Below are 15,320 nucleotides of genomic sequence, written 5' to 3'. Positions count from 1 at the left end.
TAGCTCGCTGGGCTACTTGGCCCCAGACCAGTTTGCAGATAGTTTTTTAACCGCAGATTCCATGTCCATTCCGGACTAAATTGGGTAGCAGGTCACCTGGACAGTCCGGGTTGCCGCATTCACTCCCGGCAGAATCTCACGAACCTTGCCTGTGTATTTGCGGTTAGGGTCGCCTGCGAAATTGGCTTCTACAGTCATTCCGGGTCGTACGGAATTGGCAAGAAGCTCAGGCACCTCTCCGATGAGCCACACCTTATTGAGGCCAGCCACCTTGGCAACCGTCATACCAGGCGACACCATGGCGCCATCACGTACCGCCAGCTCAGTAATGACTCCAGTAACCGGGGAAGTCAAAGTCAAATGCTTCTGAGCCTGTCCAGTACGGTCTGCCTGAGCGACGAGTCCATCGGGGATGGACAATGCCCGCATTCTCTGCCGAGCGGCTGCGACGAGTTCACTATTTCCACTGCGTTTAAGTGCCAGGTACTCTTCTTGGGGGCCAATCCACTCCGGAACAAAGAGAGAGGCCACAGGCTCACCGCGTTTTACGCGCTGCATTGGAGCTCTGGCGTGGAGGCGGTCGATATACCCTGTAACCCGGCTTTGCACAACTTCGGCGGCACTTTCATCGAACTGTGTCGTGCCAACGACCTCGAAGACATCCCGGGTCTTTTCGCGCCGTACGGTTGCAAATCGAATACCTAAATTCTGCTGAAGGGTTGGATTAACCTTTACGCCCCCTTCAGACGAGCCTTCATCGGCGTACACGGGTACCAGCGGCATATCCATGAAGGGCGATTTGCCAGGCTTATCAAATTTTTGGCTTGGCACCATTGGGTCATGCCAATACAAGACCTTACGACCGGTTTTGGGGTCAATTTTGTCGTTGGATGCAGCTGAAGTTGGCGAAGCCGTAGTGGGAGCTGTTCCGCTATGTTTGTTGACTCCAACCCAGTAACCTCCGAATGCCAATCCAGCACCGGCTAGTGTCAAGGCGACGATTTTAAGTAAGGATTTTGATTTCATTGTCGAGCTCATTGTTCTGCCCTCCCTGCCACTACCAAGTCACGCGGAACCAGGTGATATTCCAGCTTCGCCCAAGTTAAGGCGGCCTCTTTTTCCATCTCAATTACTTGCATCTGCTTTTCCAGAAGCATCTTCCTGGCATTGAAAACTTCGCTCAAGCTACCGCCCCCTGAGCGGTAAGCAGCCGTTGCCAACTCAACCTGCGAGGTCGCTGGGGGCAATAATTGTGTATTGAATCGTGCCAGTCGCTCCTTCAGGATGGCCAAACTAGTCGTGAGGCTCTGGATTTCGGCTTGTACCTCTCGAACCACGTCGTCGTACTGCATTCGCGCTTTCGTACCCATGGCAGATTTTTCCGCGATGTCGCGGTCCTGCCTCTGCGCACGGTTCACCGTAAGCGGAATGCTTACGCCAAAGGAAACCATATCGGGATTGTTTTTACGTTGGTTGTAAGTCGCCTCAACGGTCCAGTCGGGTCGGCGCTCCCGTGTCGCCACGGTGGTGTCTGCGTCTGCAAGGTCTATCGCCCGACGCGCACTGATAACCATTGGGTGGATTTTTTCTAATTCCTCCGGAGGGAGGTGGCTCTGATGTGAAACCAGTGATGGCGAATCATCCGCAACACCTTCAACTGGAATAGCGGTCCACCGCGTCAGCAGAATGCGCGCATTTGCCAATTCCTGTTCCGCTTTTTGTCTTGCATCTTGCGCCTGTACATAAGCTAGCTGTGCTTGCACGACTTCGGAGGCGGTTCCTTTGGCTCCTCGATGCGCGGCCTTAACCGCCGTCACGTCGTCGGCTGTGACCTTTTCCATCGTTTTGAGGAGTGCCAGCGTGCGCTGACTATAAAGAACATTGAGCCAAGCTTTGGCAGTTTCTTCCCGTACTTTGGCAACATTTTCTAAGTAGCCACCTTCCTCAACGGCTACTGCCTTTTGTGCCCGCTCTGCACGAGCAGCGCGTTTATCGGAAGAGACCCATTGCTGTTCAATGCCGATTCGACGCATCGTCATAAAGTCACGCGTGGTGCTGAAGCGGTCAGGGCCGCTTGTAGGTACATTTTCAATACCCGCTTTAAGCATGGGGTCAGGTAATTGGTCGGACCGGGCGGCTGCCTCACGGCTGGCTCTTACCGACGCTTCGGCAGCTTGGGTCAACGGCGCACGCTGCAGCGAAAGCCGCAGTGCCTCGTTTAATGTCAGCCCAGTAGCCTGGGCATGAACGAAATTCCAGGTGAATGCCAGCGCAAACAGCACGCCCAGCTGGCATAGGCGACGCGACCGATTGTTGATAATCGGTTGCACGTTAATACACGTAAACATGGGACCTCCTCTGGTTGAGACGAACGCAATCCTCAGCGATAAGCTGGACGGCGAAACAACAGAGGATCAGGTCAAATGCGCAGTCGCTGCGTACGTAGGTAAGGCGGGTCGCTTGCTGCGTCTGAGGCAAAGTCAGCCTGCAAGCCGTGGGGGGAAGAGGAAGAAGGAACAACCGGCGCAGGAGCCGGCATTACGGAGGAAATGGTTAGTGGTGTAAGGCTTGGCGCCGAGGCGAGCTGCTCTAATGCCTTTTTATCTCCAGCCTGCCGTTCTGCACATTGGACAGGTTTTTCCTCGTCCATTTCTGAGCAGGGTACATCGGACACCATTTCAAGCTTTGGAGTCTTTTCAAGTTGTGGGCAGATATATGCAGCCATGGCGATTCCTGACGTCAGAACCGTCATGATTAGCACGCTGGCTATCAGCCGACTAATCGATGAAAAGAAGTAGCGCATTCAGTATTCTTCGCATGCATACAAAGTGTATCCCTTAAATATTCTACCCCTTTTTTTGCTAATTTCTAGGCTGAATTTTAATGATGGTCCTAAGTACAGCTTTAGAGCGCAAGCGGGGTACTGCTTTGCATTCCATGCAAGGAACCATGCATTGCAAGCACATCTCGGAAGGAAATTTAGTCGAGTTTAGTTTGCTCGCAGAATTTACATTATGAATATCGTTGGTCGTGCTCACGTTGAGGGGTTGAAATTGAGTTATGCTGTTAAAAGACAAGCAAATTTAACGAGGTTTGTATGCGTGATCCGCTTGCATCGAATACTGATCCGACAGACGAAGAGCTAGACGAGCTCATTAAATCCGCATTTGCCCCTGAAAAGCTGGGGCTGGACAAACTCACAGAGAAACAGCGTCAGCACATACGCGAAGCCGTTGAAGTTGCTCGTGACATCGTTGGCGATACACACTTGGAACGACTTAGACAGGCTGTGAGAGACGCGACTGCTACCATCGAAAAAGACCCTGACAATTTTTTTATAGATAACGTCATTGAAAATGACGTGTATCTAAAGGCGGCCAAAGAAAAATTGAAGGAACTGGACCGGGCGGATGTTAGGGCCGGCCGCAAAACGCAAGAAGATTTGTTTTTTATCCCAGCCGAATTTGCGCGCAGCCTCAAATTCGAATACAAGCCTTGAACGTCTTTCTCGATACCGAGTTCACTGATTTACTCGATCCACAGTTGATCAGCTTGGGCATAGCTTCCGAGTATGGCGAAGAATTTTATGCTGAAGTGCCTTACCCGGACAAAGCTTGCACACCATTCGTGCGTGAAGCGGTTCTGCCGCTGCTAGGCCAGATACCGAACTCGTTTTTCACCAAAGATCAGCTTCACCTGGAAATCATTAAGTGGCTTGAGATGGTCCGTCGCGATGGTGAAGAAGTTTTTATCTGTGTTGATTACCAAACCGATTGGGATCTGTTTTGCGATGTACTGGATTGCCGTGTGCCTCCGTGGTGCCACGTCAAGAATGTGGCCAAGCAGATTAACGAGCTGATGCTGTACCACTTCCACAAAACTGAAAGATTGCCAAAACATCACGCACTGTACGACGCGCGAGCAAACCGCTATGCATACAGGCCGTAATAATGATATTGGTGTCTAGCTGTTTCTCGATGTACATAGATTAAACGCTCCATGGAAGCTATGGCCGGTAGCTTCCCCAACTCGACTCCGATGTGATTTTTGATAAGCTCAAAACAATCGGCTTCTCCAGCGCGTCATATCGAACGCAAGATTATTGGACGGATAGAATCAGCATAAGGCATAGTCATACGACGTTTTCGACTGTGTACTGCCGTAAAAAGACACCTGTTTGCCGGCCAACAATTTCTTCTTGAATTGCTCTGCCGTAAGAATCTAGGCTAGCCATTAACTCATCAGTTGAGAATTCGTCTACAAGCGAAGTTTTTCTATTTTTTTTAGATAAAAGCGCTACAACAATTAGTAATGGGCCCGAAATGTCGATCTCAGGTCCATCTTGCTCTTCATTCTCTTCCAGGAACGCCTTTCGCGCTTCAACGACGTCGCGACCTAAAAGGCGAAGCCATCTGTCCGGTAGATTTTGTGGCAGAGCTGCTTCGCACCCGCGCGATAGAACCTCACTAGAGAGCTTGTTTAAATCCGTTCTTGGAACGGTACGGGTTCTTCTCATATTTCTCGCTTCTGATTTCTTGCAGCCCAGTTAATCCGTCTAATGACTCGGGAGGGTACTGAATTCCAACTATAGTGTGAAGACAAATAATAGCTCAACTGAGAAATTCCTCCAACTATAGGAGGAATCTTGAGCAATGCGTTTGTAATTACTTTCGGACGAGTCCTTCGTCGTCAAAGGCTTATCGCCGGGCTGTCACAAGAAAAACTAGGATTAGAGGCTGGCCTACAACGAAACTACATTTCGATGCTTGAGCTTGGTGAGCGGCAGCCCACAATCACGACTATCTTCAAGTTGGCAAATGTACTAGGAATTAAAGCTAGTAAGCTCATTACTCTAGTCGAGGACGAAATAAGTGAGCCTACAACTTAGTGGTCGCGCTTTTAGCTGTTGATTTACAGTGGTTAGCGCTCAACAAGCTTTAAATACCCTACTATGGTTTGTTGCATTTTTGCAATGCACTTTGGTAACTAAGCTCATTGAATCTTTAAAAAACAAGAGAAAGTGTAACTAAGAAATTTTCTTTGAAATTCAGTAACTTATGGGCGAGTTACTGTAACCACTGAACTGATTATTTGGTTTCACGCAGAGATTTCTTCACGGGCGCCGCCGCCCTGGTCGGCGCAGGGCTGGTCAGCCGTGCCGGCGCCGCGACGCTGCCCGAAGCGCCATTGATGGACAAGGCCGCCACGCAAGCGCCGCTGATGCCGCCTAACGGCCGGCCTTACAACCCGGTGGTGACGCTGAATGGCTGGACGCTGCCATGGCGCATGAATAACGGCGTCAAGGAATTCCACCTGGTGGCCGAGCCGGTGGTGTGCGAAATCGCGCCCGGCATGAAAGCCAACCTGTGGGGTTACAACGGTCAGTCGCCGGGACCGACCATCGAAGTGGTGGAAGGCGACCGTGTGCGCATCTTTGTCACCAATAAGCTGCCGGAACACACCAGCGTGCACTGGCATGGCCAGCGCCTGCCCAATGGCATGGATGGCGTGGGCGGCTTGACGCAGCCGCTTATCCCGCCGGGCAAGACATTCGTGTATGAATTCATCGCCAAGCGCCCGGGCACCTTCATGTATCACCCGCACGGCGATGAAATGGTGCAGGTGGCGATGGGTATGATGGGATTCTGGGTCACGCACCCGAAGAATCCGGATTTCATGAAGGTGGAGCGCGACTTCGTGTTCTTGCTGAATAACTTCGATATCGAGCCGGGCAGCTATACGCCCAAGGTGAATACCATGCTCGAATTTAACCTGTTCGGCTTTAATAGCCGGGTGTTCCCCGGCATCGATCCGATGGTAGTGCGGCAAGGCGACCGCGTGCGTATCCGCATGGGTAACCTGACGATGACGAACCATCCCATTCACTTGCACGGCCACGAGTTCGAGGTGACCGGCACGGATGGCGGCTGGACCAGGCCGGCTTCGCGCTGGCCGGAAGTCACGGTCGATGTCGGCGTCGGGCAGATGCGCGCCATCGAATTCGATGCCACCGAACCGGGCGACTGGGCCTTCCATTGCCACAAGTCGCACCACACCATGAACGCCATGGGGCACAACGTGCCCACCATGATCGGCGTGGACCATCGCGGCATTGCCGAAAAAATCAGCAGGCTGGTGCCGGACTACATGGTCATGGGCGAGCGCGGCATGGGCGATATGGGCCAGATGGCAATGCCGCTTCCCGACAATACCCTGCCGATGATGACAGGGCAGGGGCCATTCGGCGGCGTCGACATGGGCGGCATGTTCACGGTGGTGAAGGTGCGGCGTGATCAAAAGCGGGGCGATTACACGGACCCGGGCTGGTACCGGCACCCGGCGGGCACCGTTGCCTACGAATGGAAGGGGATGGCGCCGGAGCCTGCGCGCAATCACTCGGCTGGCGGCAAACTCATGGAACCGGTCGGAAAGCCGGCTGATACCTTACCAAAAGTTGTGCCGAAAAAGCTGAGGCCAGGCGGTCACGAGGGACATCACTGAACGAGACAAGGATTCATGGGACGAAAGGGCACATCATGAATCCTTGCCGATCCCGCACTGGCTTAATGTGCCGTGGCTGTGGCTCCGATTCCCTGCTGAGGTGCAGGCATGCCCGAACTCATGCGCCGGCATTCTTCGGCGCAGCGGCGGCAGGCTTGCGCGCATTCCTGGCAATGCGCCATTTGGTGTTTTGCGCACTCGTCAGCGCAAGCTTCGCAAATTTCCGCGCAGGCCTGGCAAATGAGACTGGCCATGTCGCTGCCTCGGGCCATGTACGCCGCCGCCAGCCGGCAGATTTGCGCGCAATCCATGTCGAGCGCGATGCATCTCGCCATGGGCTTGGGATCGTCTTCCTGTAGGCAAGAAACGGCACAGTGGTCACATGCGCTTGCACAGTCGTTGCAGGCTTCTATGCAGGATTGAAATTGTTGATGAGCCATCGTCTTCTCCTGATGTATGTACTTCAATACGGGGATGTCACAATGAGGCGTGACGTCAACTGGATTGCGACCTGATCACAAGCTGAGGTGTCATACCTGCATGCAGGTAAAAATGCATGACCAGATAAGTTTTAGATGCGGTGGCCAAGTCAAGTTCGATCTGTTTGCCGCCTGTGTGAGAAATCGACTTTGTTTTGGCATGCTCGGCGCGAGTCATGGCAGGTCTTTGGAGTGCAGAGGCGTTAAGATAGCAATACTGTTAATGTAAAAGTCATCCTGTCTGCAAGAAAAGTAGAGGTTAGAATGCCCAAGATCACTGTATTGCCGCATCCGGAATTCGTTCCGGAAGGGGCTTCGTTTGAAGTCCCGGAAAAGATCAGCGTGTGTGACGCGTTGCTTGAACATGGCGTCGAGGTCGATCACGCCTGTGGGAAAGTTGGCGCCTGTACGACGTGCCATGTGTACATTACGCAGGGGTTCAATTCACTCAACCCGCCGGAAGAGAAAGAGGAAGACATGCTGGACCGGGCCTGGGGATTGCAGCCGAATTCACGGCTATCCTGCCAGGCGATCGTCACCGACGTTGACCTCGAAGTGGAGATTCCCCGATACTCGATCAACCAGGTCCGGGAAAATGGCTGACCGGCCCATCGTATAAGGCGAGCGCAAAAGCCGCCGATTTTCATGCAAGGAGTATGTAAATGTTGAAGCCATCGCTGATTGCCGCATCGTTGCTGGCTCTTGCCGCGTTGTCCGCCACAACTACGGCGCATGCCCAGCAATCGAGCAGTCCCAATGCATCGAAGGGATTGGGCAGCCTGTTTTCCTCGGGGCCCAAGGAAGACGATTTGCTGGAACCGGACAAGGCCTTCACGATCAAGACGACAGTCAAGGGAGCGCATGCCGTGCAGGCCGTGCTGACGCCGGCAAGCGGCTATTACATGTACAGGGAGCGGATTCGCTTTGCGCTGAAGGATGCGCCGGGGGTGACGATCAAGTCGGTCAAGCTGCCGGCCGGCGAAATCAAACAGGACCCGACCTTTGGCAAGACGGAAATCTACAAGGAGCCCGTGCTGGCTGAAATCGTGCTCGAACGCACGCCGCAAGCCAGGAATGCCACCCTGGTCGCGGGATACCAGGGCTGCCATGAAAAGCTGGGGGTTTGCTACCCGCCGATTGAAAAGACGATCAAGCTGGTCTTGCCCTGAGTATTGAGGCGGGACGCTGCCGTTCGGGCTACAATCCGGTCCTTGTTGCGGGCAACTACGAATTGACGACATGAGCGGCAACCACCACCATCACCACCACGGCCATCATCACGACCATGGCAGCACGGGCAATCTCAAGGTCGCATTCTTCCTGAATCTTGCCTTTACCGTCATCGAGATCATCGGCGGCATCTGGACCAACAGTGTCGCCATCCTGAGCGATGCGGTTCACGATCTGGGCGACTCGATGTCGCTGGCAACGGCCTGGTACTTCCAGCGCTTGTCGCAGCGCGGCAGAACGCCCAAGGATACGTATGGCTATCGCCGCTATGCCTTGATCGGCGGCTTGATTACCGGCGTCGTGCTGGTCGTCGGCCTGTGCTTCGTGCTGTGGAATTCCTTCCAGCGATTGTTGGCGCCGGAACCGGTGAATGCACCGGGCATGATCGCGCTGGCGGTGCTTGGCGTGCTGTTTAACGGCGCGGCAGTGTTGCGTGTCAAAAGCGGTTCGTCACTTACCGAAAAGGTGGTCACCTGGCACCTGATCGAAGACATGCTGGGCTGGATTGCCGTGCTGGTCGGCGCCGTCGTCATGGCGATCTGGGACCTGCCGGTCATCGATCCGCTGCTCTCCATCGGCATTTCCATCTTTATCATCTGGAATGTCGTGCGCAACCTGCGCCAGGTCTTCGAGGTCATTATTCAAAAGGTCCCGGCTTCCTTCGATGTCGAGCTTTTCGAAGACGAGGTGCTCAAGCATCCGAAGGTGCTGTCGATGCACGATACGCATAGCTGGTCAGTGGATGGCGAAATCCATGTGCTGACGACGCACCTGGTCATGCAGGCCGACGCTACCCGCGAAGAAATGATCGATGCCAAGAGCCATGTGCGCTCACTGCTGGATGAACATACCTTCCAGCATGTGACCGTCGACGTGGAACTGGAGGGCGAAATGTGCGTCATCGGCCACGGCCAGCAAGACAGCGAATGCGACAGCGTGCATGATCATTCACATCATCACCATCATTGATCACTGATCCTGTTGCCGGGGTTAAGGGACGTGTGGGATGCGCCGGCTGGCCTGCTGCCTGTCTGTAACGCGTCCCAGCAACTTGCGTGCCTCGTCCAGCAGCAGCACGCTGCTGGCGACTCCCGCAGCCAGCGCCCAGTGCGAGAGGCTGAGCGCCGCGGTGCCGAACAAGGCTTGCGCCGGCGCCCAGTGCACCACGACCACTTGCAGTAGGACGACCGCTATCAAAGACAGCCACAGCATGCGGTTGCGGAAAAAATTGCGGTTGAAGGCGCTGCCATTCTCTACGCGCGCGTTGAACACATTAAAGAACTGGAACAGCACGAAGGTCGTGAAGGCCAGCGTCAATGCCTTGGTCTGGTCGCCGCTTTCCACGCCGATACGCAGCACAGTCAGGGTGCCGACCATCATGGTGATGCCGAATAACAAAATTCGCGCCAGTCGCGGCATCGACAGGACCGAGGCGTTGCGGCTGCGCGGCGGCTCCTGCATCAGGCCCGGGCGCGCCGCATCGAGGGCGAGCGCGATGGCCGGCGGCCCATCCATGATCATCGCCACCCATAACACCTGCAAAGGATTGAAAGGTTCCGGCAAACCGGCGAGGGGCGCGAAAAAGAGCGTCAGGATGGCGCCGATGGTAGTCGCCAGCTGGAAGCGCACGAATTTCACGATATTGTCGTACAGCGCGCGGCCATTGTGGACGGCGCTGACGATCGTGGTGAAATTGTCATCCGTCAGCACCATGCTGGCGGCTTCGCGCGTGACGGCAGTGCCGCCCATGCCCATGGCCACGCCGATATCGGCGTTCTTCAGCGCCGGCGCGTCATTGACGCCATCGCCGGTCATGGCCACCACGTGACCGCGCGCCTTCAATGCCTGCACGATCCTGACCTTGTGCTGCGGACTGACGCGCGCGAACACGGCAATGCGGTCGATGCGGTCGGCCAGTTGCGCGGCATCGAGCGCATCGAGTTCTGCGCCGGCGATCGCCTTGCCTTCCAGGCCGAGCGCATGCGCAATGGCTTGCGCCGTATCCTTGTGGTCGCCCGTGATCATCTTGACCTCGATCCCGGCCATGCGGCAGCAGGCAATGGCCTCGCGCGCTTCCGGGCGGGGCGGGTCTTGCAGACCCACCAGGCCCAGGAAGGTTAGATCCCCGGCGCAGCTTTTCAGGTCGGTTTCAGGCGTGATCGCTTCCCTGGGAAATTCGCGCATGGCCAGGAGAATGACGCGCAAGCCATCCGCCGCCATCTCGCGGTAGGCGGCCTTGATTTCCTCGATAAGCGTCTCGTCCAGCGGAATGGCTTCACCGTTTTTCAGCATGCGGCTGCAGCGTCCGAGCAGCACGTCAGGGGCGCCTTTGAAAAAGCCGCTTGTGCTTGTGTCGCGCGTATGGAATGTCGCCATGAACTTATGGGCGGAGTCGAAGGGGATTTCAGCCATGCGGGGCAGGCGATCCCTGAGCCGGCCTGGGTCGATGCCGCCTTTGCTGGCCATGACCAGCAAGGCGCCTTCGGTTGGGTCGCCGATCACCCTACCATCTTCGATGCGGGTATCGTTGCATGCCGCTGCGGTAGTCAGCAGGAGCGCGAGATCTTCCTGGCGATAGGCGGTCTGACTGCTGTCGGCCACGAGGATTTCCCCATGCTCGTCGTAGCCTTCGCCAGTGACGCTAAAGCGCTGGCCGGCATGGAATATCGCCCGCGCGGTCATCTTGTTCATGGTTAGCGTCCCGGTCTTGTCGGAACAGATGACGGTGGTGCAGCCAAGGGTTTCGACGCCTGACAGGCGCTTGACGATGGCGCGTTGCCTGGCCATTTTATGCATGCCGATGGCCAGCGCGACAGTGACCACGACCGGCAAGCCTTCCGGGATGGCAGCCACTGACAAGGCGATGGCATCCATGATGACGTGATCAAGCCTGGCGCCGCGCAGCAGCTGCAAGAAGACCAGCATGCCGACCAGTACCAGCGCCAGCGCGCCGAGGCGTTTTCCCAGCTGATCGAGTTGCAATTGTAGCGGGCTGGCGTGCTCCGGGGCTTGCGCCAGCTGTTCGGAAATGCGCCCCATTTCCGTGGACATGCCGGTCGCCGTCACCAGCAATTCGGCCCGGCCACGGGTGACCATGGTGTTCATGTACAGCATGTTGTGGCGATCGCCCAGCGACGAATCTCGATGGGGCAATGCTGCGACATTTTTTTCCACCGGCTGGGATTCGCCTGTTAGCGCCGATTCGTCGGCCGCCAGATGAAAGGCTTCTATCAGCCTGCCGTCGGCGGGCACACGGTCACCGGCTTCCAGCAACACGATATCTCCAGGGACCAGCCTGGTGGCGGCGATCTCTTGCACGGCGCTGTCCCGGCGCACGCGGGTTCTGGCCGGCAGCATTTTCTTCAGCGCCGCCAGGCTGGCTTCCGCGCGAAACTCCTGGTAGAAGCCGACCACGGCGTTGAACACGACCACCGCCAGGATCACGATCGCATCTTTGACATTGCCGATAGCGGTAGCCAGGAGCGCCGCGCCAAATAGGATAATGATGAGGACGCTCTTGAACTGGCTGAAAAAAATCTTCCACCGTGAAGGCGGAGGTTGTTGCGCCAGCTGGTTGAGCCCATGGCGCGTGATGCGGTCGTCGGCAATGGCATGCGACAGACCGTTTTCCGCATCCGCTTGCAGGCGGCGCAGCGCTTCACTGGCACGCAGCGTATGCCATCGCACGTCCTGCTCCAGATGAGCGGACTTGGAAAGAGTGCTGATGTCTGGCATGAGAAAAAATGTGGCCGATCTTGCATCATGTTAGCAGTGGGATGCCAAATGCCAAGCGCTATTTCCGGTGTCTTTCCTGCAATTAAGCGAAAGTGGGCGGCACTTGACCTTCCCATCGTGGGAAGGAAGATAATGCTGATATCGATAGAATTTCCCGTGAACGTAGGGTGAGCTTATGAGTGCAACACTGCCATTGAAGACCGGAGCGCCGGCGACGCAAGAAGTGCCCATTGGCATAGATGGCATGACCTGCGCCTCGTGTGTGGCGCGTGTCGAAAAGGCGCTGGCCAAGGTGCCCGGCGTGAGCGGCGCGAGCGTCAATCTGGCCACCGAAACCGCGATGGTAACGATGGCGCCGTCGACACCTTTGGCCGAGGTGAAGGCAGCCATCGAAAAGGCGGGTTATGCCATCGGCGAAGAAAGCGTTGATTTGTCGATCGAAGGCATGACGTGCGCCTCATGCGTGGCGAGGGTGGAAAAGACCTTGAAAAAAGTGCCCGGGGTGACGGAGGCCACAGTCAACCTGGCAACGGAAACCGCCCGCGTCAGTGTTGTTCGCGGCACGCCCAAGGATGCCTTGCTGCGGGCTGTAGAGAAGGCTGGTTATCACGCCGGACTCGTGCAGGAACAGGATGCGGCACCTGCGGCAAAACAGGGGCATGGCGGCTTGGCCGTGATAGCGGCGGCAGTATTGTCGCTGCCGCTGGTCGTGCCGATGCTGCTGGAACTGGGTGGCGCGCATGTCATGCTGCCAGGATGGCTGCAATGGCTATTGGCAACGCCGGTGCAATTCTGGCTGGGGGCGCGCTTTTATCGCGCAGGCTGGAAAGCGGTAAAGGCTGGGGCGGGCAATATGGATTTGCTGGTCGCTCTGGGCACCAGCGCTGCCTATGGCTTGAGCGTGTATCAATTGCTGCGACATGACGGATCTGACATGCCGCACTTGTATTTCGAAGCGTCAGCCGTTGTCATCACGCTGGTCTTGCTGGGCAAATGGCTGGAAGCGCGCGCCAAGCGCCAGACCGCTGCGGCAATCCGCGCGCTGCAGGATTTGCGGCCTGCTTCGGCGCGCGTGCGGCGCGATGGCGAGGACAGAGATATCCCATTGGCGCAAGTGCAGGTGGGCGACCTCGTGGTGGTGCGCCCGGGCGAGCGCATTCCCGTCGATGGCGTGGTGGAAGAGGGCGCCAGTCATGCGGATGAATCGCTGCTGACCGGCGAAAGCTTGCCGGTGCCTAAGCATGTCAATGACAAGGTGACCGGCGGCGCCATCAATGGCGATGGCTTGCTGCTGGTACGGACTGGCGCGGTCGGCGCCGAAACGGCATTGGCGCGCATCATCCGCCTGGTGGAAAGCGCGCAGGCAGCCAAGGCGCCGATCCAGCGCCTGGTGGATAAGGTCAGCGCCGTTTTCGTTCCGGTCGTGCTGATGATTGCCTTGCTGACGTTTGTCGGCTGGTGGCTGGCTGGCGCCGGTAGTGAAACCGCCATCATCAATGCCGTCGCCGTGCTGGTGATCGCCTGTCCCTGTGCATTGGGCTTGGCCACGCCTGCGGCGATCATGGCCGGCACCGGCATCAGCGCCCGTCACGGCATCCTGATCAAGGATGCCGAAGCGCTGGAAGTCGCGCATAGCGTCAGCACGGTCGTGTTCGACAAGACCGGCACGCTGACCGTCGGCAAGCCTGCGCTGGTGGAGTTGGCGCCGCTGGGTATCGAGGCAAGAGAATTGCTGCAACTGGCTGCGGCGATTCAAAACGGGAGCGAACATCCGCTGGCGCGCGCTGTCGTCGAGCGCGCCGCGGCCGAAGGCGTGGCGATATTGCCGGCAGCAGAAATGAAAGCCTTGCCGGGGCGAGGTTTGGCTGCGACGGTGAATGGCATGGATCTTCGCCTGGGCAGCACGCGGCTGATGCAGGAATTGGGAGCTGACCTGACGCCATTGCAATCGCAGGAAAATGCACTGGAAAATTCCGGGCGCACGGTTTCCTGGCTCGCCAGCGTCGGACCGGAAATTCGCTTGCTGGGCTTGCTGGCCTTTGGCGACCAGATCAAGGCGGGAGCGAAAGAAGGCATGCAAAAGCTGCATGCGCTGGGTGTCGAGACGGTGCTGCTGACAGGCGACAATCGCGGCAGCGCCAATGCGGTGGGGCAGGCGCTCGGCATTCACCAGATTGTGGCGGAAGTGCTTCCTGAAGATAAGGCAAGCAAAGTCGGCGAATTGAAAAAAGCGGGATGTATCGTCGCTATGGTCGGCGACGGCATCAATGATGCGCCGGCGCTGGCGGCAGCCGACGTCGGTATCGCCATGGGCACCGGCACCGATGTCGCCATGCATGCCGCCGGCGTGACGCTCATGCGCGGCGACCCGGCACTGGTCGCGGATGCAATCGATATTTCTCGCCGCACCTATAGCAAGATCCGCCAGAACCTGTTCTGGGCATTTATCTATAATCTGGTCGGCATTCCGCTGGCGGCATTGGGGATGCTGAACCCGGTGGTGGCTGGGGCGGCGATGGCATTCAGTTCGGTATCGGTGATCAGCAATGCCTTGCTCTTGCGGCGCTGGAAACCGGCATCCCGGCGCGCGCCACAGGACAACACGAAATCACCCTTCAGGCAAGCTCGTTTGGAAAAGGATGCAGCATGAACATAGGCGAAGCAGCGGCCGCCACCGGCGTGTCCGCCAAAATGATCCGGTATTACGAAAGCATCCATTTGCTCGCGCCAAGCAAGCGCACCGATTCCAACTATCGGACGTATGGCGACAAGGATTTGCACAACCTGCGCTTCATCAAGCGGGCGCGCACGCTCGGGTTTTCGCTTGACCAGATCCGTGAATTGCTGTCGCTGTGGCAGGATTCCGGGCGAGCCAGCGCCGATGTCAAAGCGATCGCGCAGGCGCATGTGGCCGAACTGCAAAAGCGTATCGATGAATTGACGGAGATGCGCGATACTCTGAGTCACCTCGCGCATGCCTGCAGCGGTGACAATCGCCCGGATTGCCCGATTCTGCAGGGTTTGGCGGAAGCGGATGAAAACACGCATTGCCACTGACGTGTGAGATTGAAATGAAAAAGGGCTGCCTCGCGGGGCTGCCCTTTCTTATTATGTCGGCGAAGATGGATACAGTCTTATGCGGCGGAACTGTTCTTGACCGGGTAACCGGCTTCTTCCACGGCGGCGGCAATGTCGGCCAGTGCCGCGCTGGATTCCACCTTGACTCTTTGCGTCGCCAGGTCGACTTCCACCTTGGCGGCCTCGTCCACTTCCTTGACCGAACGGGTGACGGCGCCGACGCAATGGCCGCAGCTCATGCCTTCTACTTGCAATTCATACATGGCAAACTCCTTGATGGGTGATTCAGTAGTGATA

Annotated in this window: 15 protein-coding genes and 1 pseudogene; 9 read left to right on the top strand and 7 right to left on the bottom strand. The window is 56.8% G+C overall.

Annotated features, from left to right (window positions below; all coding sequences use genetic code 11):
* Window positions 1-96 precede the first annotated feature (96 nt).
* The 3 genes and pseudogenes from EDC30_RS10600 to EDC30_RS10590 form a co-directional block, all read right to left on the bottom strand.
* Window positions 97-1,026: pseudogene (locus EDC30_RS10600) on the bottom strand (heavy metal-binding domain-containing protein); the annotation flags it as partial.
* Window positions 1,027-1,034: 8 nt separating this feature from the next.
* The gene (locus tag EDC30_RS10595; protein WP_132258791.1) at window positions 1,035-2,348 is read right to left on the bottom strand and encodes a TolC family protein; all 1,314 of its coding nucleotides are present in this window, start codon (window positions 2,346-2,348) and stop codon (window positions 1,035-1,037) included.
* Between the two features lie 71 nt (window positions 2,349-2,419).
* Window positions 2,420-2,803: a hypothetical protein gene (locus tag EDC30_RS10590; protein WP_132258790.1), complete on the bottom strand. Its 384-nt coding sequence runs from the start codon at window positions 2,801-2,803 to the stop codon at window positions 2,420-2,422.
* 294 nt (window positions 2,804-3,097) lie between these two features.
* Here EDC30_RS10590 and EDC30_RS10585 point away from each other — a divergent pair, with 294 nt between their 5' ends.
* Together EDC30_RS10585 and EDC30_RS10580 are read left to right on the top strand one after the other, a co-directional pair.
* Window positions 3,098-3,499 (top strand): hypothetical protein, encoded by a 402-nt coding sequence (locus EDC30_RS10585; RefSeq protein WP_132258789.1) that lies wholly within the window; start codon window positions 3,098-3,100, stop codon window positions 3,497-3,499.
* Window positions 3,496-3,948, top strand: coding sequence for a 3'-5' exoribonuclease (locus EDC30_RS10580; protein ID WP_132258788.1), 453 nt, complete (start codon window positions 3,496-3,498; stop codon window positions 3,946-3,948). The genes EDC30_RS10585 and EDC30_RS10580 overlap by 4 nt, the downstream gene beginning before the upstream one ends.
* Window positions 3,949-4,132: 184 nt before the next feature.
* On the opposite strand, the gene EDC30_RS10575 is transcribed toward EDC30_RS10580, so the two are convergent.
* On the bottom strand, window positions 4,133-4,516 hold the full coding sequence (locus tag EDC30_RS10575; protein WP_132258787.1) for a hypothetical protein: 384 nt from the start codon (window positions 4,514-4,516) through the stop codon (window positions 4,133-4,135).
* Window positions 4,517-4,645: 129 nt separating this feature from the next.
* Here EDC30_RS10575 and EDC30_RS10570 point away from each other — a divergent pair, with 129 nt between their 5' ends.
* Window positions 4,646-4,888, top strand: coding sequence for a helix-turn-helix domain-containing protein (locus EDC30_RS10570; RefSeq protein WP_243656723.1), 243 nt, complete (start codon window positions 4,646-4,648; stop codon window positions 4,886-4,888).
* A 203-nt stretch (window positions 4,889-5,091) separates the two neighbouring features.
* Window positions 5,092-6,501, top strand: coding sequence for a multicopper oxidase family protein (locus EDC30_RS10565; protein ID WP_132258786.1), 1,410 nt, complete (start codon window positions 5,092-5,094; stop codon window positions 6,499-6,501).
* A gap of 62 nt (window positions 6,502-6,563) precedes the next feature.
* Here the strand turns inward: EDC30_RS10565 and EDC30_RS19995 are convergent, their stop codons facing one another.
* On the bottom strand, window positions 6,564-6,941 hold the full coding sequence (locus EDC30_RS19995) for a four-helix bundle copper-binding protein (protein WP_132258785.1): 378 nt from the start codon (window positions 6,939-6,941) through the stop codon (window positions 6,564-6,566).
* 303 nt (window positions 6,942-7,244) lie between these two features.
* Between EDC30_RS19995 and fdx the strand changes: the two genes are divergently transcribed.
* From fdx to EDC30_RS10545, 3 genes are all read left to right on the top strand, one after another.
* Window positions 7,245-7,583 (top strand): ISC system 2Fe-2S type ferredoxin, encoded by a 339-nt coding sequence (gene fdx, locus EDC30_RS10555; RefSeq protein ID WP_132258784.1) that lies wholly within the window; start codon window positions 7,245-7,247, stop codon window positions 7,581-7,583.
* Between the two features lie 59 nt (window positions 7,584-7,642).
* Complete coding sequence (locus tag EDC30_RS10550) at window positions 7,643-8,149, top strand: protein-disulfide reductase DsbD N-terminal domain-containing protein (protein ID WP_132258783.1); 507 nt, start codon at window positions 7,643-7,645, stop codon at window positions 8,147-8,149.
* A gap of 70 nt (window positions 8,150-8,219) precedes the next feature.
* The gene (locus tag EDC30_RS10545; protein WP_132258782.1) at window positions 8,220-9,179 is read left to right on the top strand and encodes a cation diffusion facilitator family transporter; all 960 of its coding nucleotides are present in this window, start codon (window positions 8,220-8,222) and stop codon (window positions 9,177-9,179) included.
* Window positions 9,180-9,200: 21 nt separating this feature from the next.
* Here the strand turns inward: EDC30_RS10545 and EDC30_RS10540 are convergent, their stop codons facing one another.
* Window positions 9,201-11,945, bottom strand: coding sequence for a calcium-translocating P-type ATPase, PMCA-type (locus tag EDC30_RS10540; protein ID WP_132258781.1), 2,745 nt, complete (start codon window positions 11,943-11,945; stop codon window positions 9,201-9,203).
* A 175-nt stretch (window positions 11,946-12,120) separates the two neighbouring features.
* Here EDC30_RS10540 and EDC30_RS10535 point away from each other — a divergent pair, with 175 nt between their 5' ends.
* Together EDC30_RS10535 and cueR are read left to right on the top strand one after the other, a co-directional pair.
* Window positions 12,121-14,595: a heavy metal translocating P-type ATPase gene (locus tag EDC30_RS10535; protein ID WP_132258780.1), complete on the top strand. Its 2,475-nt coding sequence runs from the start codon at window positions 12,121-12,123 to the stop codon at window positions 14,593-14,595.
* A complete protein-coding gene (cueR, locus tag EDC30_RS10530) occupies window positions 14,592-15,002 on the top strand; it encodes a Cu(I)-responsive transcriptional regulator (protein ID WP_132258779.1) in 411 nt (136 codons plus the stop codon). The genes EDC30_RS10535 and cueR overlap by 4 nt, the downstream gene beginning before the upstream one ends.
* A gap of 77 nt (window positions 15,003-15,079) precedes the next feature.
* On the opposite strand, the gene EDC30_RS10525 is transcribed toward cueR, so the two are convergent.
* On the bottom strand, window positions 15,080-15,286 hold the full coding sequence (locus tag EDC30_RS10525) for a heavy-metal-associated domain-containing protein (RefSeq protein ID WP_132258778.1): 207 nt from the start codon (window positions 15,284-15,286) through the stop codon (window positions 15,080-15,082).
* Window positions 15,287-15,320: the final 34 nt, after the last annotated feature.

Origin of the sequence: Paucimonas lemoignei, from assembly GCF_004342585.1 — a bacterium.
Lineage (GTDB): Bacteria > Pseudomonadota > Gammaproteobacteria > Burkholderiales > Burkholderiaceae_D > Paucimonas > Paucimonas lemoignei.
Note: the sequence above shows the minus strand (reverse complement) of the source record. Positions and strands in the feature narration are given on the sequence as shown.